Genomic DNA, 23609 nt, shown 5'->3' with positions numbered 1-23609 from the left:
CCGGTCCTTCTCTTCTCACGGTCCGTCCGGGACGCGATCCGCACGGACCGCCCGGATCAGGTCTTCTGGCGGAACTTGCGGATGGCCAGCGGCATGGTGACCGCGGTGATCGCCACCGACCAGCCGAGGGTCATCAGCACGGAGTGGCCGACCGGACCGCCGTTGATCAGCCCGCGGGCCGCGTCGGCCAGGTTGGACAGCGGGTTGTAGTCGGTGAAGGACTGCAGCCAGCCCGGCATCGTGGACGGCGGGGCGAAGATCGAGCTGCCGAACTGCAGTGGCATCAGGACCAGCATCGCCATGCCCTGCACGGCCTGCGCGGTCTTCATGGTCAGACCGAGCAGGATGAAGATCCACATCAGCGAGGCGCCGAAGACCGCCGCCAGGCCGATGGACAGGAACAGGTCCAGGACCGAGGTCTTGATCGACAGGCCGAGGATGAAGCCCACGGTCAGCAGGATCGCGATGGCGACCATCATGCGGCCGATCTCGACCACGATCTTCGCGATGAGCACGGACGACCGGGCGATCGGCATGGACCGGAAGCGGTCCATCACGCCCTTCTTGAAGTCGTCGTTGACCCCGGTGCCGACACCCATCGCGATGTTCATGCCCATCATGGCCATCAGACCGGGCACCACGTAGTTGACGTACTCCGCCTGGTTGCCCTTGCCGGAGATCGCGCCGCCGAAGACGAACACGAACAGCAGCGTGAAGATGATCGGCATGAACAGGACGTCGAACATCGACTCGGGGTCCTGCTTGATCTGCAGGGCGTTGCGGCGCACCAGGGCGCCGATGTGCCGCAGATTGGCCCGCAGGCCGATCCGGCCCTCGCCGGCCGGTACCGCACGGTCCGGCCTGGAGGGCGCGGGGGCGCTGGGCTTCGTCGTGGTTACGGTGCTCATGCCGCGACCTCCTCGGTCTGCTCGGTGGGGACGGAATCTTCGGGCCCGGAGGGCTTCTGGCCGGTGATGGCCAGGAACACCTCGTCGAGGCTGGGCAGGTAGGTGCCGAGGTCGGCGATCGGGTAGCCGCGGGCGGCCAGCAGGCCGACCACCGCGGTCAGCTGCTCGTCGCTGAGGATCGGGACCAGCAGGACGCCCTCGTCCGGCACGGCCTGGGAGCCGGCCACCCCGTCGAGCCCGGCCTCCGCGAGGGAGCGGGCCATGCCCGGCAGATCGGCGGCGGAGACGGGACGGATCTTCAGCGTGCGGCCGCCGACCTGGGCCTTCAGCTCGTCGACCTTGCCGTTGGCGATGACCTTGCCGCGGTCGACGACCGTCAGCTCGCTGGCGAGCTGCTCGGCCTCCTCCATGTACTGGGTGGTGAGCAGGACGGTGGCCCCCTCGGCGACCATCCGCTGCACCTCGTCCCACACCTCGTTGCGGGTACGGGGGTCCAGACCGGTGGTCGGCTCGTCCAGGTAGAGCACGGCCGGGCTGCCGATCATCGAGGCGGCCAGGTCGAGCCGGCGGCGCATGCCGCCGGAGTAGTGCATGGCCGCCTTCTTCGCCGCCTCGGTGAGGGAGAACCGCTCCAGCAGCTCGTCGGCGCGGGCCTTGGCGTCCTTGCGGGACAGGTCCAGCAGCCGGCCGATCATGTAGAGGTTCTCCCGGCCGGAGAGCTTCTCGTCGACCGAGGCGTACTGCCCGGTCAGGCCTATGGTGCGGCGCAGCTGCCGGGGCTGGCGGACCACGTCGTACCCGGCGACGAAGGCTGTGCCGGAGTCCGGGACCTCAAGGGTGGACAGGCAGCGCACGAGGGTGGTCTTGCCCGCGCCGTTGGGGCCGAGCACCCCGTGGACGGTGCCCTCGCGGACATCGAGGTCCACACCGTCGAGGGCTTTGGTCTCGCCGTAGTGCTTGACCAGCCCCCGCACCTTTACGGCGTGCGAGCCGTTCGGGGGAATGTTGTCGTTTCGCGTCATGTCCACCATGGGACCATCCGCCGCTGACATCCCACCGACAAAGCACCGACGGGCCACCGACACGCCGGCCGACAAGTCGGTGGACAACGGCCGGCGGCCCGCCGACACGGATGTCGGCGGGCCGCCGGGCTCGTCGGATGCAGCGGGTACGGCTAGTGGAACGCGTGCTCCGCCTGCGGGAACGTTCCGCCGACCACGTCCTCGGCGAAGGCCTTCGCCGCGTCGCCCATGGTCTGGCGGATGTTCGCGTACTGCTTGACGAAGCGCGGCAGCTTTCCGCTGGTCAGCCCCATCATGTCGGTCCACACCAGCACCTGGGCGTCGCACTCCGAGCCCGCGCCGATGCCCACCGTCGGGATGTGCAGGGACCGGGTGACCTCGGCGGCCAGCTCGGCCGGGACCAGCTCCAGCACCACCGCGAAGGCGCCCGCGTCCTGCGCCGCCTTCGCGTCGCGCAGCAGCTGGTGCGCGGCCTCGTCGCTGCGGCCCTGGACGCGGTAGCCCATGGCGTTCACGGACTGCGGGGTCAGACCCAGGTGGGACATGACGGGGATGCCGGACTGCACGATCAGCTCCGTCTGGGCCAGCGAGCGCTCGCCGCCCTCCAGCTTCACCGCGCCGACCCCGGCGTCCTTGACGAGCCGGGTGGCACTGCGCAGCGCCTGTACGGCGCCCTCCTGGTACGAGCCGAACGGCAGGTCGCCGACGATCAGGGCCCGGCTGGTGCCCCGTACGACGGCGGCCGAAAGGATGGTCATCTCGTCCATCGTGACCGGGACGGTGGTCTCGTAGCCGAGGTGACAGTTGCCCATGGAGTCGCCGACGAGCATGACCGGGATGCCGGCCTCGTCGAACACGGACGCGGTCATCGCGTCGTAGGCGGTGAGCATGGGCCACTTCTCGCCGCGTTCCTTGGCGAGGGTGAGGTCGCGGACGGTGATGCGCCGAGTGCCCGTGCCTCCGTACAGCGTGGCGGAGGCGGCTTCGCGGGCAGGCGAAACGGCATGCGTCATTGCAACTGCTCCTTGATGTTCATCTCGAGGCACCCTTACGGCGTCCCCGGACTCACCCACCATGGTGGCACTCGTCCGGCCCGGCGGGGAAGTGGCACGAAGACCGGTTCGTCCCTCGTTCGTCACACTCCAGGCCCGCCCGAGGCCTGCTCCGGGCGTGCGCCCGGCGCCCAGCCGGTTCGCACCCGCCAATGTGCGCGTTTCGTGACAACCGGAACCCCGGCCGCTCGGCCGTTCGTCCTCCCGGACGTACGGCCGAGACAATCGGCGCGGAACGCTCCGCATATCGCCTAGGGTCAAGAGGCGGGGACGGAGCGCAAGCACGGCAGCGAGGGCAGTGGCATGGCACAGGCGTACAAGACGGAGATGGAGAGCAACGGCTCGGAGCCGGAGCCCTCCCGAACCGGTCTCCCGCGCCGGCTGGCCGATCTGCGGGGCGACCGGGGCATTTGGCGCCGCGGCATCGTCCTGGCGGCGCTCGCGGTACTGCTCTGCCTCGTCATGCTCTTCCACGCCGAGCTGCCCAACGACGTCGGCAACCTCGGCAGCCTCACCGAGACCTTCCTGCCCTGGCTGGGACTGGCCGTCCCGGTCCTCTTCGCCGCCGCGCTCTTGCGCAGGTCCGCGACCGCGCTCATCGCGATACTGCTGACCGCCGCGGTCTGGTTGAACCTGTTCGGCGGACTGGTCACCGACAAGTCCCACGGGGGCGGCAACCTCACGGTCGCCACCCACAACGTCGACGCCGACAACACCGACCCCGTCGGCACCGCCGCGTCGGTCGCCGAGGCCGGAGCCGACGTCCTGGCCCTGACCGAGCTCAAGGGCAGTGCCGTCCCCGTCTACGAGAAGGCCCTGGCGGGCACGTACAAGTACCACTCGGTCGAGGGCACCGTCGGCCTGTGGAGCAAGTACCCGCTGGTCTCCAGCCAGCCCGTCGACATCCGGCTGGGCTGGACCCGGGCGATGCGGGCCACCGTCCAGACTCCCTACGGGGAGGTGGCGGCCTTCGTCGCGCACCTGCCCTCGGTCCGGGTCAAGCTCAACGCCGGGTTCACCGCCAACCAGCGCGACAACAGCGCCGACGCCCTGGGCGCCGCGCTCGCCGCCGAACCGCTGAAGAAGGTCATACTGCTCGGCGACCTCAACGGAACTGTCAACGACCGGGCCCTGTCCGAGGTCACTTCGCAGCTGCGTTCCACCCAGGGCGCGTCCGGCGACGGCTTCGGCTTCAGCTGGCCCGCGCAGTTCCCGATGGCCCGCATCGACCAGATCCTGGTCCGCGGGGTCACCCCGGAGGCCTCCTGGACACTGCCCCGCACGGGCAGCGACCACCTTCCGATCGCTGCCCGGGTCACGGTCGAGCCGTAGGGCCTACGCCCGCTCGCGCCAGCCGTTCGTGATGGGCAGCCGGCGGTCCTTGCCGAAGCCCTTCGCGGAGATCTTGGTGCCCGGCGGGTACTGCCGGCGCTTGTACTCCGCCGTGTCCACCATCCGCAGGGTCTTCGCGACCAGCTCGCGGTCGTAGCCGGCCGCGACGATCGCCTCCAGGCCCTGGTCGCGGTCCACGTACAGGTCCAGGATCCCGTCCAGGACCGGGTAGTCCGGCAGCGAGTCGGTGTCCACCTGTCCCGGGCGCAGCTCGGCGCTCGGCGGCTTCACGATGGAGTTCTCCGGGATCGGCGGGGTCTCGCCGCGCTCGGCCGCCGCACGGTTGCGGTACTCCGCGAGGCGGAAGACGTCCGACTTGTAGACGTCCTTGATCGGGCCGTACGCGCCCACCGAGTCGCCGTACAGGGTGGAGTAGCCGACGGCCAGCTCCGACTTGTTGCCCGGGGCCAGCACGATGTGGCCCTCCTGGTTGGAGACGGCCATCAGCATGGTGCCGCGCAGCCGGGACTGGAGGTTCTCCTCGGCGAGCCCGGTCAGGCCCAGCGACCCCATGTACGCGTCGAACATCGGCTCGATGGATACGGTGCGGAACCGCAGCCCGGTCCGCTGGGCCAGGTCGGCGGCGTCGCCCCTGGAGTGGTCCGAGGAGTACTTCGAGGGCATCGAGATGCCGTACACGTTCTGCGCGCCGATCGCGTCGCAGGCGATGGCGGCGACGAGCGCCGAGTCGATGCCGCCGGAGAGCCCGATCAGGACCGAGTGGAAGCCGTTCTTGCGGACGTACGCGCGCAGGCCCACGACCAGGGCGTCGTAGATCTCCTCGTCGTCCTCCAGGCGCTGCGCGTAGCCGCCGGTCACGACCGCCTCGTACGGTTCCACCGGCTCCTCGGAGAGGATCACGCGGTCGATGCGCAGGCCGTCGTCCACGGTGCCCTCGACCGGGGTGGCCGGCGCGGCGGGGAGGTCGAGGTCGATCAGTACGCAGCCCTCGGAGAACTGCGGGGCGCGCGCGATGACCTCGCCGCCGGCGTCGACGACGATCGAGTCGCCGTCGAAGACCAGCTCGTCCTGGCCGCCGATCATCGCCAGGTAGGCGAGGGTGCAGCCGGCCTCCTGGGCGCGCTTGCGGACCAGTTCGAGGCGCAGGTCGTCCTTGTTGCGCTCGTAGGGGGACGCGTTGATCGAGATCAGCAGCCCGGCCCCGGCGGACCGGGTGGCGGGAACGCGCCCGCCCTCCTGCCAGAGGTCCTCGCAGATGGCCAGGGCCACGTCGATCCCGCGCACCCGCACGACCGGCTGGGTGTCGCCCGGCACGAAGTACCTGAACTCGTCGAAGACCCCGTAGTTGGGGAGGTGGTGCTTGGCGAAGCGCAGGACGACCTTCCCGCCGTGCAGGACGGCCGCCGCGTTCTCCGGGGACCCCGCCGGGCGGCCGAGCCTGGGCGCGGCCTTCTCCGTACGGTCGAGGTAGCCGACGATGACCGGGAGGTCGCCGAGGCCCTCGGCCGCCAGCCGCTCCGCGAGTTCGCGCAGTGCCGTACGGGAGGCTTCGACGAAGGAACCGCGCAGGGCGAGGTCCTCGACGGGGTACCCGGTCAGCATCATCTCCGGGAACGCCACCAGGTGGGCGCCCTGTTCGGCGGAGTGCCGGGTCCAGTGCACGACCGAGTCGGCGTTGGCGGCGATGTTGCCGACATGCGAGTCGATCTGATTCAGAGCGAGACGAAGTTGAGGCACGGAGCCACTCTAATCGTCTTTCTGACGCGATGTCCTGGACATCGCCGGTTCAGCCGATCGGACCGGCGTACTTCACGGAGGGGAGACGGCCGCCGGGGGTGATGTCGGCGGTCAGGTTCGAGGTGCCCTTGGGGACCTCGTAGGCGATGACTCCGGTCGCCGAGGCGCCCGGCAGGATGTCGCCCTTGATCATCTTCGGCATGTCCCCGTCGAACACCATCTTGCCGGCCAGGCCCTGCTCGTCACGGAGGTTGGGCACCGAGTAGATGACGTTGAGGGTCTCGGTCGAGTTGTTGGTGATCGTGAGGGTCACCTCGACCGCGTTGCCCACCTTGATGTACTCGTTGGAGGTGACGTACTTCTTCGGCGCCGACAGCTTCACCTCGACGCCGCTCGGGTACTTGAAGGTCTCGCCGAACGGCAGCGCGCTGGTCAGGCCGGGCACCTGGGTCGGCGAGGGGGACGGGGTCGGCTTCGCCGGGGTGCTGGGGTAGGCCGGGGTGGTGTCCTCGTACCGGCGGGCCTCGGAGATCGAGTCGTCGATCTTGCCGAGGACGGCCTGGGTGAGGAAGTAGCCGCCGACCGAGGCGCCGATGGCGACCAGTCCGAGGACGGTGCCCACCACGGCCATCGTGCCGCGCGGGGCGCCCGAGCGGGACCGGACGACGGCCGCGATGCCGACGCCGAGGCCGATCAGGCCGAGGGGGACGCCGGCCCAGAACAGGAACGGGATGAGGCCGACCACGATGCCGATCAGGCTCATGACCAGGGCCGTCACGGCCATGCCGTTGGTGGGGGGCGGGGGAGCCGGGTAGCCGAACTGCGCCGCTGGGTAGCCGCCGTTGGCGGGCGCGGACCAGGGGTTGGCGGGGGCGCCGGGGGCGCCCGGTGCACCCGGGCCGCCGGGAGCGCCGTAGGGGGAGCCGTACGGGGCTGCGAACGCGGGGGCCGCGGGGGCGGCCGGCGGGGCGGGGGTGACCGGGGCGAAGGGGGCCGGGGCGGGAGCCGGAGCGGCGGCCGGGGCCGGGGGAGCCGCCGGGGCGGCCGGCGCCTCGGGCCGGGCGTCGGCGGGTTCCTCGGCGGGGGCTTCGGGCCGGGCGTCGGCGGGGGCGTCGGACGGGGCCTCGGTGGGCGCCTCGGGCCGGGCGTCGGCCGGGGCTGCCGCCTCGGCCGGGGGCTTGGTCAGCGACAGGGGCTGCGCCGGCGCCGGTATGGATACCGCCTCGGGTATGGAGACGCCTGCGGGCTCCGTCGGCGGGCCGGACGGGGTGCTGGGCGGGTTCGGCGGGGTGCTCATACCGGTGGGAGGTCCTTCGTTTCGCAGTCGGCGCGTGACGATCACCAGCCTGTCATGAACGCGCGCCCACCCGCCGTGCATTTCGGCGTGGTCCGGGCCCGCGGGGGCCCGGACCGGCGGCGGCGTCGCCCCCGACCGGCCGCGGGGGCCCACCCGGTACCGGCCCGGTACCGGGTGGGCGGTGGCTAGCGCTGGTAGCCGAGGACCGTCATCATCCCGGCCTCCGCGTGGTACACGTTGTGGCAATGCACCATCCACAGGCCGGGGTTGTCGGCGTCGAAGTCGGCCGTCAGTTTCCCGCCCGGCAGGATCGCCGCCGTGTCCTTGCGGGCCCCGCCCGCCCCGCCGCCGAGCGCGAAGGTGTGCCCGTGCAGGTGGAGCGGGTGCCACATCGTTGTGGAGTTGTTGAACTCCAGGCGGACCCGCTCCCCGGCCTTCACCGGATGCCGCTGGTCGGGCGCGTACGGCTTTCCGTCGAAGGCCCAGTCGTACTTGGCCATGCCGCCGGTCAGTTTGATCTTCACCGTACGGTCCGGCTCGCGCGCGACGAGCGCCACCGGCTCGGCGGCCTTGAGCCCGTCCGCGGTCAGCGGCCGCCCGGACAGCTCGGCGGGCCGGGTCGCGGCGGTCGGCGCCGCCCCCGAGCCGCTGCGCAGCAGCGCGAGCGCCGAGGCCGCTTCGCCCTTGCCCTCGGCGAGCGCGGTCAGCGGGAACACCCCGTCGCCCGCCGTCACCAGGACGTCGTACCGCTCGCCCATGCCCAGGAGCAGTGAGCGCGCCTTGGCGTGCTCGACCGGGAACCCGTCGGTGTGGGTGACCGTCAGCTCGTGGCCGCCCAGGGCGATCCGGAAGGCGGTGTCCCCGCCCGCGTTGACGATGCGCAGCCGGATCCGGTCGCCGGGCCGGGCGGTGAAGACCGAAGGGTCCTCGGGGGTGCGGCCGTTGACCAGGTAGTGCGGGTAGGCGACATCGCCCGCGTCCTTGCCGAGGATCTCGCTCTCGCCGCCCATGAGCACCCGGGACGGGCCGCCGGAGGCCGGGGCCGAGGAGCCGGCGGGGGCGGCGGGCATGTTCATGGAGCCGTGGCCCGAGTGGCCGCCGCCTCCCGAGCTCATGTCCATGCCCTTGCGGAGTTCGGCGAGCACGGCGTCGGGGGTGGAGCCGTCCACCCCGTCGAGCCAGTCGTCCAGGACCACCACCCACTCCTTGTCGTAGGAGAGGGGTTCCTTGGGGTCCTCGACGATCAGCGGCGCGTACAGCCCGCGGTCCTGCTGGACCCCGGAGTGCGGGTGGAACCAGTACGTCCCCGGGTGCGGGACGGCGAACCTGTACGTGAACGAGCCGCCCGGGGCGATGTCCCGCTGGGTCAGCCCCGGGACCCCGTCCATGTCGTTGCGCAGGGCCAGGCCGTGCCAGTGCAGGGAGGTGGCCTCGGGGAGGTTGTTGGCCAGGGTCAGGTCGAGGGTGCCGCCCGCGGTGACCCGTACCTCCTGGCCGGGGAGCCGGTCCCCGTACGCCCAGGTGCGGACGGAACGGCCGCCGCCGAGGTCGAGCGGGGTGGCGGTGGCCGTCAGCCGGACCTCGGTGAGCGGGCCGGTGGCCTTGCGGGCGGCCTCGGCGGCCCGCACCTCGGGGCCGGCCGGGTCCACGTAGCCGCCGGGGGCGGGGCGGGAGGAGCCGCCGTCCATGGAGCCGGATCCGTGGTCCATGCCGGCCATGCCGGATCCGGATCCCGAGCAGGCGGCGAGCAGCCCGGAGCCGGCCAGGGCCGCGCCGGCGCCGAGCACGGCGCGGCGGGACGGGGTCGAAGGGGCGGAAGGAGCCGAAGGGGTGGGGGAGGGGGAGAAGGGGGAACGCATGGCGGAACACCTCGTGATGGCGTGGCGCGGGCAGGTGGGCTCCGTCTGCCGCCGCCCCGAAGGCGTGCGGGGGCGACGACGGGGCCCGGCCTATACGCGCTGCACCGCCAGCAGGGTGAGGAGTTCGCGGGGTCCCGGCGGGTCAGGACCGCCCGACCGGCCCGGCGCGCGTGCCGCGCCCCCGAGCGGCGCGGTACGGCGCGGGCCGGCCAGTCCGGCTCCGAGGATCAGCAGGGTGAGCGCGCCGAGTACGGCGAGACACACCGACATGGGGTCCATGCCGGTGTGGGGGCGCGGGGCTTCCGCGGCCGCCGCGGCTGCCTGCCCGGCCGGTTCCGGGGCCATGGCGTGGGCGGCGGCGGTGGTGCCGTGGTCCGTCGCCGGTCCCGGTGGCGCGTGTTCGGCCGCGGGAACGAAACGGGCGGCCGGCACGTCATCCATGGCATGGGCCTGAGTCGGATGGCCCAGCGTGTGCATGCTCACGATGCCCAGCAGCAGCGCGGCGAGCAGGAGCAGCCGGGGCCACCCGACAGCTTCTCGCTCGGTACGCAGGGCAGGGCGTGTCATGGGCGGAACCCTACCCGGGGTGGGTATCCGATCGTAGGACCGGGCCCGGCCGTGTTTAGGATTAGTCCCACTATGTCCGTAAAGGCCTGTTCTTGAAGCCGCGAAGTCCTGGAAATCCGTGAACAGCAGTCCTTCCCCCGCCGCAGCGCCCGGGGCCGGAGCCCGCGCCGTGGCCCTGCTCATCGGCCTCGGCGCCGCCGCCTACACCGCGTGGGTCCTCGAAGTCGTCCTCTCCACGGGCCTGAACCCCATCGAGACGTACGTCAGCGAACTCGCCGCCCAGGACCAACCGCTCGGCGGCCTGTTCCGGGCCACCGACTTCACCGCGGGCCTCCTCGCCTTCTTCGGCGGCCTCCTGGCCCTGGCCCGCCTCCCGCGGCACCCCGAATCCCGCCGCTTCTGGTCCGTCGCCGGCTGGGCCGGAGTCACCCTCTTCGGCGCGTCCACCGCCGCCGACGCCTGGCTGCCGCTCAGCTGCGCGCCGACCGTGGACCCCGTGTGCGCGGCCCGGGAGACCGCCGGACTGGTCCCCGCCACCCATCAGGCCCATGCCATCAGTAGCAGCCTCGCCATGACGGGCGCCCTCGTCGGGATAGTGGCCCTCACGGTCGCCGCCCGCCGCTACGGCAGCCTCGCCCCGCTCGCCCGCTTCGGCCCCGCGCTCGTCGGGCTGGAGCTGGTCGCCACCGTCTGGACCCTGTCCGCCATCGCCATGTTCACCGCCGGGCACGGCACCTGGGCCCTCGGCGCCGGGCAGCGGCTCCAGGTGCTGTTCGTGGCCCTCTGGCTGGGCCTGCTCGCGTACTCCGTGCACAAGGAGCGCCGCACGTGACCCGCCCCACCCCGGTGACCGGCGCTTTCGTGCGCGTCGACGGAATCCCGCTGCACGTCGTGGTCGAGGGCAGCGGCCCGCCCGTGGTGCTCAGCGCCGGGCTCGCCATGGCCTGGTTCGACTGGGACTCCGTGGCCGGGCTGCTCGTCGCGGCCGGGCGCACCGTCGTCCGCTTCGACCGGCCGGGGCACGGGCTCAGCGCCCCCGCCACCCGGCCGCCGAGCGCCGCGGGAGAGGCCGACCGGATCGCCGGGCTGCTGGACGCGCTGGGACTGGGCGGGGCCCCCGTCACCCTCGCCGGACACTCCATCGCCGGTTTCCACGCCGAAGCCTTCGCCCGCCTGTTCCCGGAGCGGACCGCTGCGGTCGTACTGGTCGACGGCAGCGTCGAGGAGCGGCCCCGCACCCTGCTGCCGGCCTCCGTGCGGACCGCCGCCGCCGGTGTCCTCGGCCGGGCCCTGACCGCCGCGGGCGTGCCCGCCGCGCTGGGACCGCTGGCCCGGCGGGCCACCGTACGGGCCTCCCGCACGGGCGGCGCGGACCCGGCCGCGCCCGATCTCGTACGCCGCTGCTACCGGACCGGCCGGGTCTGGCGCGGGATCCTGCTGGAGAACTCCCGCTACCCGGACGTGGCCGCCGAGGTACTGGCGCTGCGCGCGGAGCGCCCGCTGACCGTGCCGGCCACCGTCCTGGCCGGCTACGACGGCACCGCGCGCGGCCCGGCGCTGGCCTGGCTGGCCCGTCAGGCGGAGCTGGCCGACCGGATCGGCGCCCGCTTCGAGGTCGCGGACCCGGCGGGCCACCTGGTCATGCTGGACCGCCCGCACCAGGTGGCACGGGCGGTCCTCGACGCATCGGGGTCGGACGGGACGGTCTAGCCCTTGGCGTAGACCGCCTCCGCCCAGCCGGCTATCTGCTCCTCGGACAGGTGCTTGGCCAGATCGGCCTCGCTGATCATGCCGACCAGCCGCTTGTCCTTGATGACGGGGAGCCGGCGGATCTGGTGGCCCTGCATCTCCTGGAGCACCTCGGAGACGTCCGCGCCCGCGTCGATCCAGCGCGGGGTGCCCCTGGCCATGTCACCCGCCGTGATCTTCGACGGGTCGTGCCCCTTGGCCACACAGCCGACGACGATGTCGCGGTCGGTCAGGATGCCGCAGAGCCGTTCGTTGGAATCGCTGATGGGCAGCGCGCCCACGTTGAGGCGGGCCATCAGCTGGGCCGCCCGGTCCAGGGTCTCGGTGGCGGGGATCCACTGGGCCCCGGGGTGCATGATCTCTCCGGCGGTGGTCATCGCGTAAACCTCCTGAGCGCGCCGTAGTGGCCTGGCGCGGATGCGCTTGCCTCGGCGTCCCCATCGTCGTTCGGCCGTTCGGACTACGCGACCCGACGGGGTCGGGGCAGGGCCGTACGGGTGACACCGGGCCGCCCGGCGGGGGCGCCGCACGGCCCGGTGCCCGCCCGGTCAACCCGCCGGCTGCGCCCCGCGCTGCTTCAGCATGTCGGCCATCAGGGTGAGCTCCGACTGCTGCGCCGCCACCATGCCTTCGGCCAGCGCCCGCTCGGCCGGGGTCCGGCACTGCGCGGCGCAGCCCTTCGCCATGGCGACGCCGCCCTTGTGGTGCTCGGTCATCAGCCGGAGGTAGAGCACTTCGGCGTCCCGGCCCTCGGCGGAGCCCAGCGCGGCCAGGTCCTCCTTGGTGGCCATGCCCGGCATCAGGGCGCCGGGCTTGGTCACGGCCCCGCCCATGTCGTGCCCCTCCATGCCGGGCATGTCGGGCATGGAGGGCATGGAGGGCATGGCCGCATCGGACCCGGACCCCGATCCGGTCCCCATCCACGACATCGGCGGCTCGTCGGCCACCACCTTCGGCAGCCCCCACAGCTCCAGCCAGCCCAGCAGCATGCCGCGCTGGTTGGCCTGGGTGTTGGCTATGTCGTACGCGAGGCTGCGTACCGCCTCGTCCTTGGTGCGGTCGCGCACGATGAAGGACATCTCCACCGCCTGCTGGTGGTGCACGGCCATGTCGCGGGCGAAGCCCGCGTCGGGGGAGTGGAGCCCCGGGGCACGGGAGGACGTACCGCCCCCGGAACCACCCGCGTCCTCGTCCCCGCTCGCGGCGGCGACGGTGGCGCCGACGGCGAAGAGCAGCGCCAGGCCCACGGCCGAGCCCGCGACCCAGTACGTACGGGCCGTGCCGCCACCGCCGGTACCGGCCGTCCGGGTCACTTGTCGGCCAGCCCGTTCGTGCAGGCCGCGCCAGGCTCGGGGGTCTGCGGGCCCTGCACGTACTTGGTGAAGAACTGCGCCACCCGCGGGTCGTCCGCCTTGTCCACGGTCAGCTGCTTGCCCCACGCGCTGAGCATGATCGTGCCGGCCTGCTCCTTGTCCGGGCTCATCAGCGTGTACGGGGTCTTGCTCACGGTCCCGGCGAGCTTCTCGACGTCGGCCTTGTCGGCCTTCTCGTTGTACGTCACCCAGACGGCGCCGTGTTCGAGCGAGTGGACCGCGTTCACCTCGGGAAGCGGGTTCTTGTAGACGTCCCCGTTGCAGTTCATCCAGCGGGGGTGGTGGTCGCCCCCGACGGGCGGGTTCATCTCGTACTTCACCGGGGTTTCCACGTGCTTGCGGCCCAGCGTCTTGACGTCCCAGTTCCGCTCGCCGTCGACCGGCGCCTTGGCCGCCGCCACCTTGGCGTCGTTCTTGTTCTGCCGGTCGATCATCACCCACGCGCCGAAGCCGATCAGCCCGGTGACGATGGCCGCCGAGACGGTGATCGCGATGGCCTTGTTGCGCCGGTCGTGCATCTGGTCGGCGCGGCGCATCTCGGCTATTCGCGCCTGGCGGGAGTTGTTTTGGGACTGCCTGCTGGCCATGTGACCTGGTTCCTTCTGCTGAGGGGGGTGGAGGAGATGCACGCGCTACGGGGCTCCGGGCGCGGCCCCGGCTCCCGCCGAGGCCTTCGCTTCGCGCGCGCACGCGGGCACGCACTCGCGCTTTCACCGGAGCCGGACCCGTCAGGTCCGCAGCACCTGGAGCTCGTGCAGGTCGGGGCCGCGCGCGAGCGCCGAGGGCGGCCGGACCCGCCTCTCGCCGGAGCCCCGGGCGGCGGCCACGTGCGCGCCGCCCGTCCCCGCCACGGCGGGCGGCGGGGCGGGCAGCACGCCGGGGGTCATGTGCGAGAGCGGGGAACAGCCGGGCAGATCGTGCGGCGACACGCAGAAGACGCGCTCCGTACCGCCCGCCGGATGGGCGGGGGCGTGAGCCGCCGCCGCACGCCCCGTAGCGGAGGAACCCGTACCGGCATGCCCCGTACCGGCGGCGGGCCGTGCGCACAGGAACAGCGCGCCGGCCAGCATCCCGAAGGCCATCAGGAGGACGGCACGCGGGGGCATCGGACGTCGCCGACGTCCCCGCTCCCCGTGCTTCCGGCCCCCCATGGGCGCAGATGGTAATGCTCATGACGGGTCCAAGGTCAGTCCGGGGGTGCCGCGGGCTTTGCGGGGTGCGTAATCTGGCGGAAACCACCGCTGGCGATACTGGGCCGGCCCGACTGTGCACCACACATGCCCCCGGTCTCCGGGACGGTGGTGCACAGCCCGTCTGAACTGCGAGGATGAAGGTATGGACAAGCAGCAGGAATTCGTCCTCCGGACGCTCGAGGAGCGCGACATCCGCTTCGTGCGCCTGTGGTTCACCGACGTACTGGGCTTCCTCAAGTCCGTCGCGGTCGCGCCGGCGGAGCTGGAGCAGGCTTTTGACGAGGGGATCGGCTTCGACGGCTCGGCGATCGAGGGGTTCGCGCGGGTCTACGAATCCGACATGATCGCCAAGCCGGACCCGAGCACGTTCCAGATACTGCCGTGGCGCGCGGAGGCCCCCGGGACCGCCCGGATGTTCTGCGACATCCTGATGCCGGACGGCTCCCCGTCGTACGCGGACCCCCGCTACGTCCTCAAGCGCATCCTCAACAAGACCTCCGACCTCGGTTTCACCTTCTACACCCACCCCGAGATCGAGTTCTTCCTGCTGAAGGACAAGCCGCTCGACGGCACCCGCCCGACCCCCGCGGACAACTCCGGGTACTTCGACCACACTCCGCAGAACGTCGGCATGGACTTCCGCCGTCAGGCGATCACGATGCTCGAATCCATGGGCATTTCGGTCGAGTTCAGCCACCACGAGGGCGCCCCGGGCCAGCAGGAGATCGACCTGCGCTACGCCGACGCCCTCTCCACGGCCGACAACATCATGACCTTCCGCCTGGTGATGAAGCAGGTCGCCCTCGAACAGGGCGTCCAGGCCACCTTCATGCCGAAGCCCTTCTCGGAGTACCCGGGTTCGGGCATGCACACCCATCTCTCCCTCTTCGAGGGCGACCGCAACGCCTTCTACGAGTCGGGCGCCGAGTACCAGCTCTCGAAGGTCGGCCGCTCCTTCATCGCGGGCCTCCTGAAGCACGCCGCCGAAACGGCAGCGGTAACGAACCAGTGGGTCAACTCCTACAAGCGCATCTGGGGCGGCTCCTCCCGCACCGCCGGCTCGGGCGGCGAGGCCCCCTCGTACATCTGCTGGGGCCACAACAACCGCTCGGCCCTGATCCGCGTCCCGATGTACAAGCCGGGCAAGACCGGCTCCTCGCGCGTCGAGGTCCGCTCGATCGACTCGGGCGCCAACCCCTACCTCACCTACGCCGTCCTCCTGGCCGCCGGCCTGAAGGGCATCGAGGAGGGCTACGAACTCCCGGCGGGCGCCGACGACGACGTCTGGGCCCTCTCCGACGCCGAACGCCGCGCGATGGGCATCGAACCCCTCCCGCAGAACCTCGGCGAGGCCATCGCCCTGATGGAGCGCAGCGAACTGGTGGCCGAAACCCTCGGCGAGCACGTCTTCGACTTCTTCCTGCGCAACAAGAAGCAGGAGTGGGAGGAATACCGCTCGGAGGTCACCGCCTTCGAACTCCGCAAGATGATGCCGGTGCTGTAGCCGGTCCGTCTCTGCCGATGTACGTGCGAGGCCCCGCTCCCGGGTTGGGGGCGGGGCCTCGTGTGTGTCGGGTGGGGTTACGTGCTGGGTTGGACCGCGCGGTGCCAGGTGAGGTGGGTGGGGGTGGGGTGGGGGGTGGTGATGTGGAGTTGGGCGTCCAGGCCCAGGACTGCCGTGGTGGTGGCGCCGTCCTGTTCCACGGTGGCGGCCGGGGCGCCCGCGTAGTGCATCTTGGACTCCGTCCACGCGGGCGGGCCGCCGAGGCCCGTGGTGCTGATGGTGCCCGAGTCGGCGCGGCCCGACAGGAGGCGGCCGGCCACGGCGACCGCGCCGTAGCCGGATCGGCCGCCGGCCTCCGTGACGCGGGAGACGGACGGTTTGGCGGCGCCGGTGCCCGCCGTGACCAGGACGGTGCGCACGACCCCGGAGTCGGGGCGCCGGAAGTAGAGGCGGACGCCCGAGGCCTCCGCGGCGGCGGTCAGGGGGATGGTGGTGGCCGGGAGCCCGGTCGGGAAGGGGCCGGCCAGTGGGGCGCCCGGGGCGGGCTGGATCCAGGCGAGTACGGACCGGGTGGTGGGGGAGTAGACGTGGCGGCGTCCGGCGGAGTCGGTGGCCGTCACCGGGTCGCCCTGGAGGTCTTCGCCGCCCAGGCGCTCCCAGTCGGCGAAGGCGCCCGAGGGCTGCTGGACGCGGGCGAGCAGGGTGCGGCGGGCGTCGCGGACGTACACGGTCAGGAGCCCGTCCCGGTCCACGGCCGCCGCGGGTGCGCTGATCTCCGAGGTGCTGTCCTCGTCCGGGCTGTTGGGGGTCCCGAGCGGGACCCACGCCCCGAACGGGCCGTCGGGCTCGGACTGGGCGGCGTAGACGATCTCGCGCCGGTAGTCCTGGGGCCGGTCGCCGAAGACGGTCCGGGTGGCGAGGACGGCGACGCGCCCGTCTCGGAAGCGGGCGGTGGTGGCGCCCGGATCGATGCCGGTGCCGGGCAGCAGGGCCGGGCCCTGCCAGGCGCCCGACCCGGACCCGGACCCCGACCCCGTGTCTCCGGTCGGGCCGCGCCTCCAGACGGCCATCTGGCCGTCGAGGGCGGCGAAGGCGTACAGCCGGCCCGGCGCGCCCTGGACCAGCCAGGAGGCGTTGTCGCCGCGGGAGTAGCGCAGCGACTGGGCCCAGTTGTGGCCGGTCGGGCTGCCCGCGACCTTGCGGTCGCCGCAGCCGTAGGGGGAATTGCAGTAGTTCTGCTTGTCCTGCCAGCCGTAGGTCCGCAGGTAGTCGATCTTCGTCTCGGCGGTCTGCGGGTCCAGCGCGTGCGGCAGCGTGCCGTTGTGGTAGCCGAGGTAGTGCTGGACGGCGAACCGGGGCCGCCGCCCGACCGGGACCCGCGCGGCGTACGCGGCGGCCGCGGCCTGCGCGAACCGGGCCGCGTACATGTGGTCCTGGTGGTCGGTGTACTTGCCGCTGTCCAGGTACCGTCCCGGCGTCGGATCCAGCATCCGTACCGTCGTCGGCTTGTACCGCTCCAGGATCCCGGCTATCGCCTCGACGACCTGGTCCTTGGTGTGCGTGTGCGGCTGATCGGCCGGGGTCGCGGCCGAGAGCTGGGGGTCGAGCGCCGGTATCCGGCCGTTCCACAGGCCGTGCAGGCTGTCCGGGGCGTCCCCGGCGGGCGAGCGGGCCTCGCGCAGCTGCAGCCAGACCAGGTGGACGTGCGGTTTCGCGAGGAGGACGTCGAGCTCGGCCTGACCGCCGCCCGCGGTGGGTATGGCCGTACGCCGCCACGCGCTGGTGCGGTCTCCGGTGACCATCTCGGCGTAGGCGGCGCGTATGCCGTTCTGCCGGGCCTCCGCGTACCCGGTGCGGTCGGACGGCTGCTTCGGGTCCTTGGCCTCGCGGCCGGCCGCTTCGTTGCGGCCGTCGCTCTCGCCGGCGGTGAGGTACAGGGAGGTGAGCGGGAGGCCGGCCAGCAGGGAGCGGCTGAGGTCCGGGTTCATGAAGAACAGGTCGTCGTCGGGGTGGGCGAGGATCTGGACGACGGATCCGGCGGTGGTGCTCGCCTCGAGGGCGGACCCCGGTCCGGTCTCCGGGGGCGCCCCGGCCGTCCGCTGGCCGGCGGCCATGGCGAGGGCGCCGGTGACACCGACGGTGAGCATCGGGAGCGCGGTCGCGAGAAGGAAGCGTCGGCGGGAAACGGGCATCGGGTAAGCCTCGGGATCGTTCCGGTAGGAAGGAGCGCGGAGCAGTCGGTCAGTCAGTGAGAGAGCTTTGGAAGCGAGTTGGTTCCTCGGGTTCGCGGAGTTCCGCACCGTCGAAGATGAACACTCGGGGCCGCACGCCGAATGCGGAGGTAAGGGAACAATCAACCCCGTGGTGCGCGTCGGTCAGGACGACGCCCGCTCCGGCTAGGCTCACTACGGGCGGACCAGGGCCCGGCGGCCCGGCGGATCCCGGCAAGCAGCACGGTCCCGCGAAACCGCCCGGCCAGGGCAGAGGCACAGCCGACGTACGCAGGAGGCGGCGGGATGACAGTCCCGGGACGCAGGAGCAGTACCTTCAGCCGGCTGCTGCGCAGCGGCTTCACCGACCCCTCCGCCGCGGCCCGGCTGCTGGACGCCGTCGCGCTGGCCGCCGTACGCACCGACCCGGTGCTCCTCGACGCCCTCGGAGCCACCGCTGATCCCGACCTCGCCCTGCTCGGGCTGGTCCGGCTCGCCGAAGCGCAGTCGGCCGAGGACCTGCCCGTACTGCTCGACACCCTCGTCAGCGCCAAGCCGCTGCGCGACCGCCTCCTCGGCGTGCTCGGCGCCTCCGAGGCCCTCGGGGACCACCTCGCCCGCCACCCCCGGGACTGGCAGGCCCTCGTCACGTACGAGGCCGCCGATCTGCACCCCGGACTTCCCGAGTTCGAGCAGGGTCTGGCCGGCGCCCACGACCCCGTGACCCTGCGGGTCGCCTACCGCCGCTGCCTGCTCTCCATCGCCGCCCGCGACGTCTGCGGCACCACCGACGTGGCCCAGGCCGCCGCCGAACTCGCCGACCTCGCCACCGCCACCCTGCGTGCGGCCCTGCGCATCGCGAGCGCCGCCGCCCCCCAGGACGCGGCGCTCTGCCGGCTCGCCGTCATCGCCATGGGCAAGTGCGGCGGCCACGAGCTGAACTACGTCTCCGACGTCGACGTGATCTTCGTCGGGGACGCCGCCCCCGGGATCGACCCGGCCGACGAGGGCAAGGCCGTCCAGGCTGCCACCCGGCTCGCCTCCCACCTCATGCGGATCTGCTCCGAGACCACCGTCGAGGGGACCATCTGGCCCGTCGACGCCAACCTGCGCCCCGAGGGCAGGAACGGTCCGCTGGTGCGCACCCTCGCCTCGCACCTCGCCTACTACCAGCGCTGGGCCAAGACCTGGGAGTTCCAGGCCCTCCTCAAGGCCCGCGCCGTCGCGGGCGACGAGACCCTGGGCGCCGAGTACATCGAGGCCATAACTCCCCTCGTCTGGCAGGCCGCCGAACGCGAGAACTTCGTCGCCGACGTCCAGAAGATGCGCCGCCGCGTCGTCGACAACATCCCCGCCGCCCAGGTGGACCGCGAACTGAAACTCGGCCCAGGCGGCCTGCGCGACGTCGAGTTCGCCGTCCAGCTGCTCCAGCTCGTCCACGGCCGCTCCGACGCCACCCTGCACTCCGGCAGCACCCTCGACGCGCTCCACGCACTGGCCGCCGGCGGCTACGTCGGACGCGCCGACGCCGCCCAGCTGCACGACGCGTACCGCTTCCTGCGCGCCATGGAACACCGCATCCAGCTCTACCGGCTGCGCCGCACGCACCTCGTCCCCGAGGACGAGAACGACCTGCGGCGCCTGGGCCGTTCCATGGGCCTGCGCACCGAACCCGTCGCCGAACTCAACAAGGCCTGGCGCCGGCATGCCTCCGTGGTCCGCCGCCTGCACGAGAAGCTCTTCTACCGGCCGCTCCTCGACGCCGTGGCCCAGCTCGCCCCCGGCGAGACCCGGCTCTCCCCGCGCGCCGCCGGCCAGCGCCTCGAAGCGCTCGGCTACGCGGACCCCGCCGCGGCCCTGCGCCACCTCGAAGCCCTGGCCTCCGGAGTCACCCGCAAGGCCGCCATCCAGCGCACCCTGCTGCCGGTGCTCCTCGGCTGGTTCGCCGACTCCGCCGATCCGGACGCCGGCCTGCTGAACTTCCGCAAGGTCTCCGACGCGCTCGGCCGCACCCCCTGGTACCTGCGCCTCCTGCGCGACGAGGGCGCCGCCGCCGAGAACCTCGCCCGGGTGCTGTCCGCCGGGCGCCTCGCTCCCGACCTGCTGATGCGCGCCCCCGAGGCCGTCGCCCTGCTCGGCGACCCCGAAGGCCTGCAACCCCGTACCCGCGAGGCCCTCGAACAGGAGGTCCTCGCCGCCGTCAACCGCGCCGAGAACCCCGAAGCGGGCGTGGCCGCCGTCCGCGGAGTACGCCGCCGCGAGCTGTTCCGTACCACCGCGGCCGACATCATCGGCTCCTACGGCACGGAGGAGAGCCCGGCCGAGGAGGACCACGGAACCCTGGTCGACCGGGTCGGCGACGCCGTCTCCGACCTCACCGCCACCACCGTCGCCGGAGCCCTGCGCGCAGCCGTCCGGGGCCACTGGGGCGACACCCTGCCCACCCGCTTCGCGGTCATCGGCGTCGGCCGCTTCGGAGGCCACGAGCTCGGCTACGGTTCCGACGCCGACGTGCTCTTCGTCCACGAACCCCGCGAGGGCGTCGACGAACAGGAGGCCGCGAAGGCCGCCCAGACCGTCATCGCCGAGATGCGCAGGCTCCTGCAGCTGCCCACCGCCGACCCGCCGCTGCTCATCGACGCCGACCTGCGCCCCGAAGGCCGCTCCGGCCCGCTGGTGCGCACCCTCCCCTCGTACGCCGCCTACTACCGCCGCTGGTCACTGACCTGGGAGTCCCAGGCGCTGCTGCGCGCCGAGCCGATCGCGGGCGACCCTGAGCTCGGGGCCCGTTTCATCGAGCTCATCGACCCGCTGCGCTACCCCGTGGAGGGGCTCGGCGAGGACGCGGTCCGCGAGATCCGGCGGCTGAAGGCCCGGATGGAGTCGGAGCGCCTGCCCCGCGGCGCCGACCCGACCCTGCACACCAAGCTGGGCCGGGGCGGCCTCAGCGACGTCGAGTGGACCGTCCAGCTGATCCAGATGCGGCACGCCTGGTGCGAGCCCGGCCTGCGCACGACGCGCACCCGCCAGGCCCTGGCCGCCGCCCACGCGGCCGGGCTGATCCCGACCGAGGAGGCGCAGATCCTGGACGAGGCCTGGGTCCTGGCCACCCGGGTCCGCAACGCCGTGATGCTGGTCCGCGGCCGGGCCGGGGACACCTTCCCGTCCGACGCCCGCGAACTGGGGGCGGTCGGCCGCTACCTGGGCTACGCCGAGGGCACGGTCGGCGAGATGCTGGACGACTACCGCCGCATCACGCGCCGGGCCCGGGCGGTCGTGGACGAACTGTTCTACGGCTCCTGAGTCCGGACCGTGCCCTGCCGCTGCGCGCGACCGTGCCCCGGCCGCACGCCGCATTCGCACGGATGATCTACTGTCCCCCCTGATCCGGGGGGAAGCGTTCGCATGAGACGTAGCAAGAGACAACTGACCGCAGCCGTCGTGGCAGGAGTGCTGGGGCTGGGCTCGTGGGGGTGCGGGCCCCGTTCGGCCGCGGACCCGGCGAACGCGGCGCCGCCGGCCGGGCCCGCGTACGCCACCGATGCGGAGGTGCCCGCGTACCTGTCGCTGGACGGCACCACCATCGTGGTCGGCGATCCGCAGGCGCCGGTCAGGGTCAGCCTCAACGAGGACCTGCGCTGCCCGGTCTGCGAGGAGTTCGAGCTGGACGGGGCCGGCCCGGCCCTGCACGCCATGGTGGTGGGGCGGGAGGTGAAGGCCGAGTACACGCTGGCCTCCTTCCTCGACGACCGGATGGGCGGCAGCGGCTCGAAGAAGGCCGCCAACGCCTTGCGCGCGGCTCTGGAGGCGGGAAAGTACTTCGAGTACCACGCGGTCCTCTACGCGAACCAGCCCGAAGAGGCCGTCGACGGCTACACGGACGAGTTCCTGCTGAAGATGGCCGACCGGGTGAGCGGGCTCCGCAGCGCGGAGTTCGACTCCGCCGTCGCGACGATGAAGTACGCCGACTTCGTGGCGAAGTCGGAGCGGGCCTACGAGAATTCCGGCGGCCCCGAGAACCCCCGGGGGCCGGGGACGCCGACGGCCAAGATCAACGGCAAGCCGTTGCCGGAGAACTGGGCCGGTGTCCTGTACGACGGCCCCCAGTTCAAGGTGCTGATCAAGAAGATCCGCCGCCAACCCTGGCTCTGGCAGTAGCGGGCGCGGGGTCGGAATCCGGGCCTGGGCCCCATCCGCCGATGCGTACCAGTGCGAGGGTGATGTTGTCGGGGCCTCCGGCCTCGATGGCGGCCTTCCACAGCTCGAACGCCGCCTTGCCGTCGTCGTGCACCCGCAGCAGGTCGTCGATGGTCTCGTCGGGCACCGGGTCGGTCAGCCCGTCGCTGCACACCAGGTAGCGGTCGCCCGGGGCCAGCGGGAGGGTCCTCACGTGGGGGGTGAGGACGTGCCGCGCGCGGCTCCCGCCGAGGGTTTGGGTGACGACCGACGTGGTGCGGTGCCCCGGCTCCGGCGGCGGGCTGTCGTCCACGCTGACCTGGCGCAGCCCGTCCTTGTCCGCCCGGAACACCTTGCTGTCGCCGACGTTGAACGACAGCAGCGAATCCGCCATGACCAGGGTGCCGGCGACCGTGGTTCCCATGGACGTCAGGTCCGGGCGGCCGTCGGTGGCCGAGTGCACCGCGCGGTTGCAGAGGTTCAGCGCGTCCTCGATGGCCACGGCGCTGTCCAGTGAGGGCCCGAGCAGGGCGAGCTCGCGGACGACCAGCTCGCTGGCCACCTCGCCGCCCGGCTGCCCGCCGAGCCCGTCGGCGACCGCGACGACGAGGGGTCTGCCGAGGGGGAACAGCAGCGTCTGGGGGCTGCGGGTCGTGGTCCCGCACAGCGTCCACGGTCCGACGACGAGGCTGTCCTCGTTGTGTTCGCGGACCAGCCCGACATGGCTCAGGGCGGTCACGGCTATGTACGCCACCACGGACTCCCGCCTCTCCGCAATGAGCTCTCTGCTCTCCGCTCTCCGCAAGGCACGGCGGACGTGTCCCTCACCCCCATTGTCGCGCCGCTCGGCATGCGGCGCGTGAGCGGCCGGAGCACGCCGGTCCGGGGGCCGAAGGGCTCGAAGGACCTGAGGGAAGGGGCTCGGGGGATGTTCGCGAGGCCGAGTACCTAGGCCGGGCCCGGAGTCGTAGGGCCGCCCGGCTCCCCCTCGCCCCGGAGGCTGTGGACGGCGTAGGCCAGGAACGCCGCCAGGCCCACCTCGAAGGCGGCCTCCGCGCGCCCCGGTCCCTGTACGGCCAGCGCCTCGGCGAGCAGCGGGGTCTGCGGTGAGGGCTCCCACATGGCCTCGGGGGCCGCGAGGTCCAGGGCCGAGCCCAGGACCAGGTTCTCCAGGCCCGTCAGCAGCGGCATCACCTGCTCCGTGCGGAATCCGGCCCCCAGCAGCAGCGTCACCGCCTGCTCGTACTGCGCGAGCACGGCCGGCGCCCGGACCGGGGTGGTCATCAGCAGCGGGATGGCGCGCGGGTAGGCGGCGAAGGCGGCACGGTAGGAGCGGGCCCAGGCCTCCAGCGCGCGGTCCCAGGGCTCGGTGGCCAGGGCCCCGCCGTCGATCGCGGAGCACACCCGCTCCCGTATCAGTTCGATCACCCCGGCCCGGCCGTCCACGTGGTGATACAGCGACCCGGTCTGCACCCCGAGCGCACGGGCGATCTGCGGAACACTGAACTCACCCTGCTCCGCCAGGAGTTGCAGGGCGGTAGCGCCGATCCGCTCCCGGTCGAGCAGTGGGGTGCGTGGCCGCGCCATCGTATTTCTCCCGCCGTCAGGT

20 protein-coding genes are annotated in these 23609 nt (G+C 72.6%); 6 read left to right on the top strand and 14 right to left on the bottom strand.

Annotation, left to right across the window (positions count from 1 at the left end; all coding sequences use genetic code 11):
• Nucleotides 1–56 precede the first annotated feature (56 nt).
• The 3 genes from AC3IYJ_RS12215 to panB form a co-directional block, all read right to left on the bottom strand.
• Nucleotides 57–908, bottom strand: coding sequence for an ABC transporter permease (locus tag AC3IYJ_RS12215; protein WP_489401333.1), 852 nt, complete (start codon nucleotides 906–908; stop codon nucleotides 57–59).
• Nucleotides 905–1939 (bottom strand): ATP-binding cassette domain-containing protein, encoded by a 1035-nt coding sequence (locus AC3IYJ_RS12210; RefSeq protein WP_489401332.1) that lies wholly within the window; start codon nucleotides 1937–1939, stop codon nucleotides 905–907. Before AC3IYJ_RS12210 ends, AC3IYJ_RS12215 begins: the two co-directional genes overlap by 4 nt.
• Before the next feature lie 143 nt (nucleotides 1940–2082).
• Complete coding sequence (gene panB, locus AC3IYJ_RS12205) at nucleotides 2083–2943, bottom strand: 3-methyl-2-oxobutanoate hydroxymethyltransferase (RefSeq protein WP_489401331.1); 861 nt, start codon at nucleotides 2941–2943, stop codon at nucleotides 2083–2085.
• A gap of 342 nt (nucleotides 2944–3285) precedes the next feature.
• Here panB and AC3IYJ_RS12200 point away from each other — a divergent pair, with 342 nt between their 5' ends.
• Nucleotides 3286–4314: an endonuclease/exonuclease/phosphatase family protein gene (locus AC3IYJ_RS12200; RefSeq protein WP_489401330.1), complete on the top strand. Its 1029-nt coding sequence runs from the start codon at nucleotides 3286–3288 to the stop codon at nucleotides 4312–4314.
• 3 nt (nucleotides 4315–4317) lie between these two features.
• Here AC3IYJ_RS12200 and AC3IYJ_RS12195 read toward each other — a convergent pair whose 3' ends face one another.
• From AC3IYJ_RS12195 to AC3IYJ_RS12180, 4 genes are all read right to left on the bottom strand, one after another.
• Nucleotides 4318–6072 carry an NAD+ synthase gene (locus AC3IYJ_RS12195; RefSeq protein ID WP_489401329.1) on the bottom strand — a complete coding sequence of 585 codons (1755 nt, stop codon included), beginning with the start codon at nucleotides 6070–6072 and terminating at the stop codon, nucleotides 4318–4320.
• 49 nt (nucleotides 6073–6121) lie between these two features.
• Nucleotides 6122–7369 carry a DUF4190 domain-containing protein gene (locus AC3IYJ_RS12190; RefSeq protein WP_489401328.1) on the bottom strand — a complete coding sequence of 416 codons (1248 nt, stop codon included), beginning with the start codon at nucleotides 7367–7369 and terminating at the stop codon, nucleotides 6122–6124.
• Nucleotides 7370–7554: 185 nt separating this feature from the next.
• On the bottom strand, nucleotides 7555–9228 hold the full coding sequence (locus tag AC3IYJ_RS12185; RefSeq protein WP_489401327.1) for a multicopper oxidase family protein: 1674 nt from the start codon (nucleotides 9226–9228) through the stop codon (nucleotides 7555–7557).
• A 90-nt stretch (nucleotides 9229–9318) separates the two neighbouring features.
• The gene (locus AC3IYJ_RS12180; protein WP_489401326.1) at nucleotides 9319–9795 is read right to left on the bottom strand and encodes a hypothetical protein; all 477 of its coding nucleotides are present in this window, start codon (nucleotides 9793–9795) and stop codon (nucleotides 9319–9321) included.
• Nucleotides 9796–9913: 118 nt separating this feature from the next.
• On the opposite strand from AC3IYJ_RS12180, the gene AC3IYJ_RS12175 reads away from it, so the two are divergent.
• Together AC3IYJ_RS12175 and AC3IYJ_RS12170 are read left to right on the top strand one after the other, a co-directional pair.
• A complete protein-coding gene (locus AC3IYJ_RS12175) occupies nucleotides 9914–10627 on the top strand; it encodes a DUF998 domain-containing protein (protein WP_489401325.1) in 714 nt (237 codons plus the stop codon).
• On the top strand, nucleotides 10624–11505 hold the full coding sequence (locus AC3IYJ_RS12170; RefSeq protein WP_489401324.1) for an alpha/beta fold hydrolase: 882 nt from the start codon (nucleotides 10624–10626) through the stop codon (nucleotides 11503–11505). The genes AC3IYJ_RS12175 and AC3IYJ_RS12170 overlap by 4 nt, the downstream gene beginning before the upstream one ends.
• On the opposite strand, the gene AC3IYJ_RS12165 is transcribed toward AC3IYJ_RS12170, so the two are convergent.
• From AC3IYJ_RS12165 to AC3IYJ_RS12150, 4 genes are all read right to left on the bottom strand, one after another.
• Nucleotides 11502–11921, bottom strand: coding sequence for a CBS domain-containing protein (locus AC3IYJ_RS12165; RefSeq protein WP_489401323.1), 420 nt, complete (start codon nucleotides 11919–11921; stop codon nucleotides 11502–11504). The two genes, AC3IYJ_RS12170 and AC3IYJ_RS12165, sit on opposite strands and share 4 nt — an antisense overlap.
• Before the next feature lie 171 nt (nucleotides 11922–12092).
• Nucleotides 12093–12857, bottom strand: coding sequence for a DUF305 domain-containing protein (locus AC3IYJ_RS12160; RefSeq protein WP_489401322.1), 765 nt, complete (start codon nucleotides 12855–12857; stop codon nucleotides 12093–12095).
• Nucleotides 12854–13504 (bottom strand): thioredoxin-like domain-containing protein, encoded by a 651-nt coding sequence (locus AC3IYJ_RS12155; protein ID WP_489401321.1) that lies wholly within the window; start codon nucleotides 13502–13504, stop codon nucleotides 12854–12856. Before AC3IYJ_RS12155 ends, AC3IYJ_RS12160 begins: the two co-directional genes overlap by 4 nt.
• 141 nt (nucleotides 13505–13645) lie before the next feature.
• Entirely contained in the window at nucleotides 13646–14023 is a 378-nt protein-coding gene (locus AC3IYJ_RS12150) for a hypothetical protein (RefSeq protein ID WP_489401320.1), read from the bottom strand.
• Between the two features lie 229 nt (nucleotides 14024–14252).
• Between AC3IYJ_RS12150 and glnA the strand changes: the two genes are divergently transcribed.
• Nucleotides 14253–15614, top strand: a complete 1362-nt coding sequence (glnA, locus tag AC3IYJ_RS12145) for a type I glutamate--ammonia ligase (RefSeq protein WP_243329674.1) — start codon at nucleotides 14253–14255, stop codon at nucleotides 15612–15614.
• A 77-nt stretch (nucleotides 15615–15691) separates the two neighbouring features.
• Here glnA and AC3IYJ_RS12140 read toward each other — a convergent pair whose 3' ends face one another.
• Nucleotides 15692–17806, bottom strand: a complete 2115-nt coding sequence (locus AC3IYJ_RS12140) for a PIG-L family deacetylase (RefSeq protein ID WP_489401319.1) — start codon at nucleotides 17804–17806, stop codon at nucleotides 15692–15694.
• A 324-nt stretch (nucleotides 17807–18130) separates the two neighbouring features.
• On the opposite strand from AC3IYJ_RS12140, the gene AC3IYJ_RS12135 reads away from it, so the two are divergent.
• Together AC3IYJ_RS12135 and AC3IYJ_RS12130 are read left to right on the top strand one after the other, a co-directional pair.
• Nucleotides 18131–21127 carry a bifunctional [glutamine synthetase] adenylyltransferase/[glutamine synthetase]-adenylyl-L-tyrosine phosphorylase gene (locus tag AC3IYJ_RS12135; RefSeq protein ID WP_489401318.1) on the top strand — a complete coding sequence of 999 codons (2997 nt, stop codon included), beginning with the start codon at nucleotides 18131–18133 and terminating at the stop codon, nucleotides 21125–21127.
• A 102-nt stretch (nucleotides 21128–21229) separates the two neighbouring features.
• Nucleotides 21230–21982 carry a DsbA family protein gene (locus AC3IYJ_RS12130; protein WP_489401317.1) on the top strand — a complete coding sequence of 251 codons (753 nt, stop codon included), beginning with the start codon at nucleotides 21230–21232 and terminating at the stop codon, nucleotides 21980–21982.
• Here the strand turns inward: AC3IYJ_RS12130 and AC3IYJ_RS12125 are convergent.
• Both AC3IYJ_RS12125 and AC3IYJ_RS12120 read right to left on the bottom strand, forming a co-directional pair.
• Nucleotides 21945–22754, bottom strand: coding sequence for a PP2C family protein-serine/threonine phosphatase (locus tag AC3IYJ_RS12125; RefSeq protein ID WP_489401316.1), 810 nt, complete (start codon nucleotides 22752–22754; stop codon nucleotides 21945–21947). The genes AC3IYJ_RS12130 and AC3IYJ_RS12125 overlap by 38 nt on opposite strands.
• 194 nt (nucleotides 22755–22948) lie before the next feature.
• Entirely contained in the window at nucleotides 22949–23587 is a 639-nt protein-coding gene (locus tag AC3IYJ_RS12120) for a TetR/AcrR family transcriptional regulator (RefSeq protein ID WP_489401315.1), read from the bottom strand.
• Nucleotides 23588–23609: the final 22 nt, after the last annotated feature.

Source organism: Streptomyces sp. GL_140 (assembly GCF_057834465.1).
This window is presented reverse-complemented; position numbering and strand designations above follow the sequence as displayed.

Excerpts from the sequence above, each read along its gene's own strand:
- AC3IYJ_RS12215 (WP_489401333.1), bottom strand. The coding sequence starts at position 908 with ATGAGCACCGTAACCACGACGAAGCCCAGCGCCCCCGCGCCCTCCAGG.
- AC3IYJ_RS12210 (WP_489401332.1), bottom strand. The coding sequence starts at position 1,939 with ATGGTGGACATGACGCGAAACGACAACATTCCCCCGAACGGCTCGCAC.
- panB (WP_489401331.1), bottom strand. The coding sequence starts at position 2,943 with ATGACGCATGCCGTTTCGCCTGCCCGCGAAGCCGCCTCCGCCACGCTG.
- AC3IYJ_RS12200 (WP_489401330.1), top strand. The coding sequence starts at position 3,286 with ATGGCACAGGCGTACAAGACGGAGATGGAGAGCAACGGCTCGGAGCCG.
- AC3IYJ_RS12190 (WP_489401328.1), bottom strand. The coding sequence starts at position 7,369 with ATGAGCACCCCGCCGAACCCGCCCAGCACCCCGTCCGGCCCGCCGACG.
- AC3IYJ_RS12185 (WP_489401327.1), bottom strand. The coding sequence starts at position 9,228 with ATGCGTTCCCCCTTCTCCCCCTCCCCCACCCCTTCGGCTCCTTCCGCC.
- AC3IYJ_RS12180 (WP_489401326.1), bottom strand. The coding sequence starts at position 9,795 with ATGACACGCCCTGCCCTGCGTACCGAGCGAGAAGCTGTCGGGTGGCCC.
- AC3IYJ_RS12165 (WP_489401323.1), bottom strand. The coding sequence starts at position 11,921 with ATGACCACCGCCGGAGAGATCATGCACCCCGGGGCCCAGTGGATCCCC.
- AC3IYJ_RS12155 (WP_489401321.1), bottom strand. The coding sequence starts at position 13,504 with ATGGCCAGCAGGCAGTCCCAAAACAACTCCCGCCAGGCGCGAATAGCC.
- AC3IYJ_RS12150 (WP_489401320.1), bottom strand. The coding sequence starts at position 14,023 with ATGCCCCCGCGTGCCGTCCTCCTGATGGCCTTCGGGATGCTGGCCGGC.
- glnA (WP_243329674.1), top strand. The coding sequence starts at position 14,253 with ATGGACAAGCAGCAGGAATTCGTCCTCCGGACGCTCGAGGAGCGCGAC.
- AC3IYJ_RS12140 (WP_489401319.1), bottom strand. The coding sequence starts at position 17,806 with ATGCCCGTTTCCCGCCGACGCTTCCTTCTCGCGACCGCGCTCCCGATG.
- AC3IYJ_RS12135 (WP_489401318.1), top strand. The coding sequence starts at position 18,131 with ATGACAGTCCCGGGACGCAGGAGCAGTACCTTCAGCCGGCTGCTGCGC.
- AC3IYJ_RS12130 (WP_489401317.1), top strand. The coding sequence starts at position 21,230 with ATGAGACGTAGCAAGAGACAACTGACCGCAGCCGTCGTGGCAGGAGTG.
- AC3IYJ_RS12120 (WP_489401315.1), bottom strand. The coding sequence starts at position 23,587 with ATGGCGCGGCCACGCACCCCACTGCTCGACCGGGAGCGGATCGGCGCT.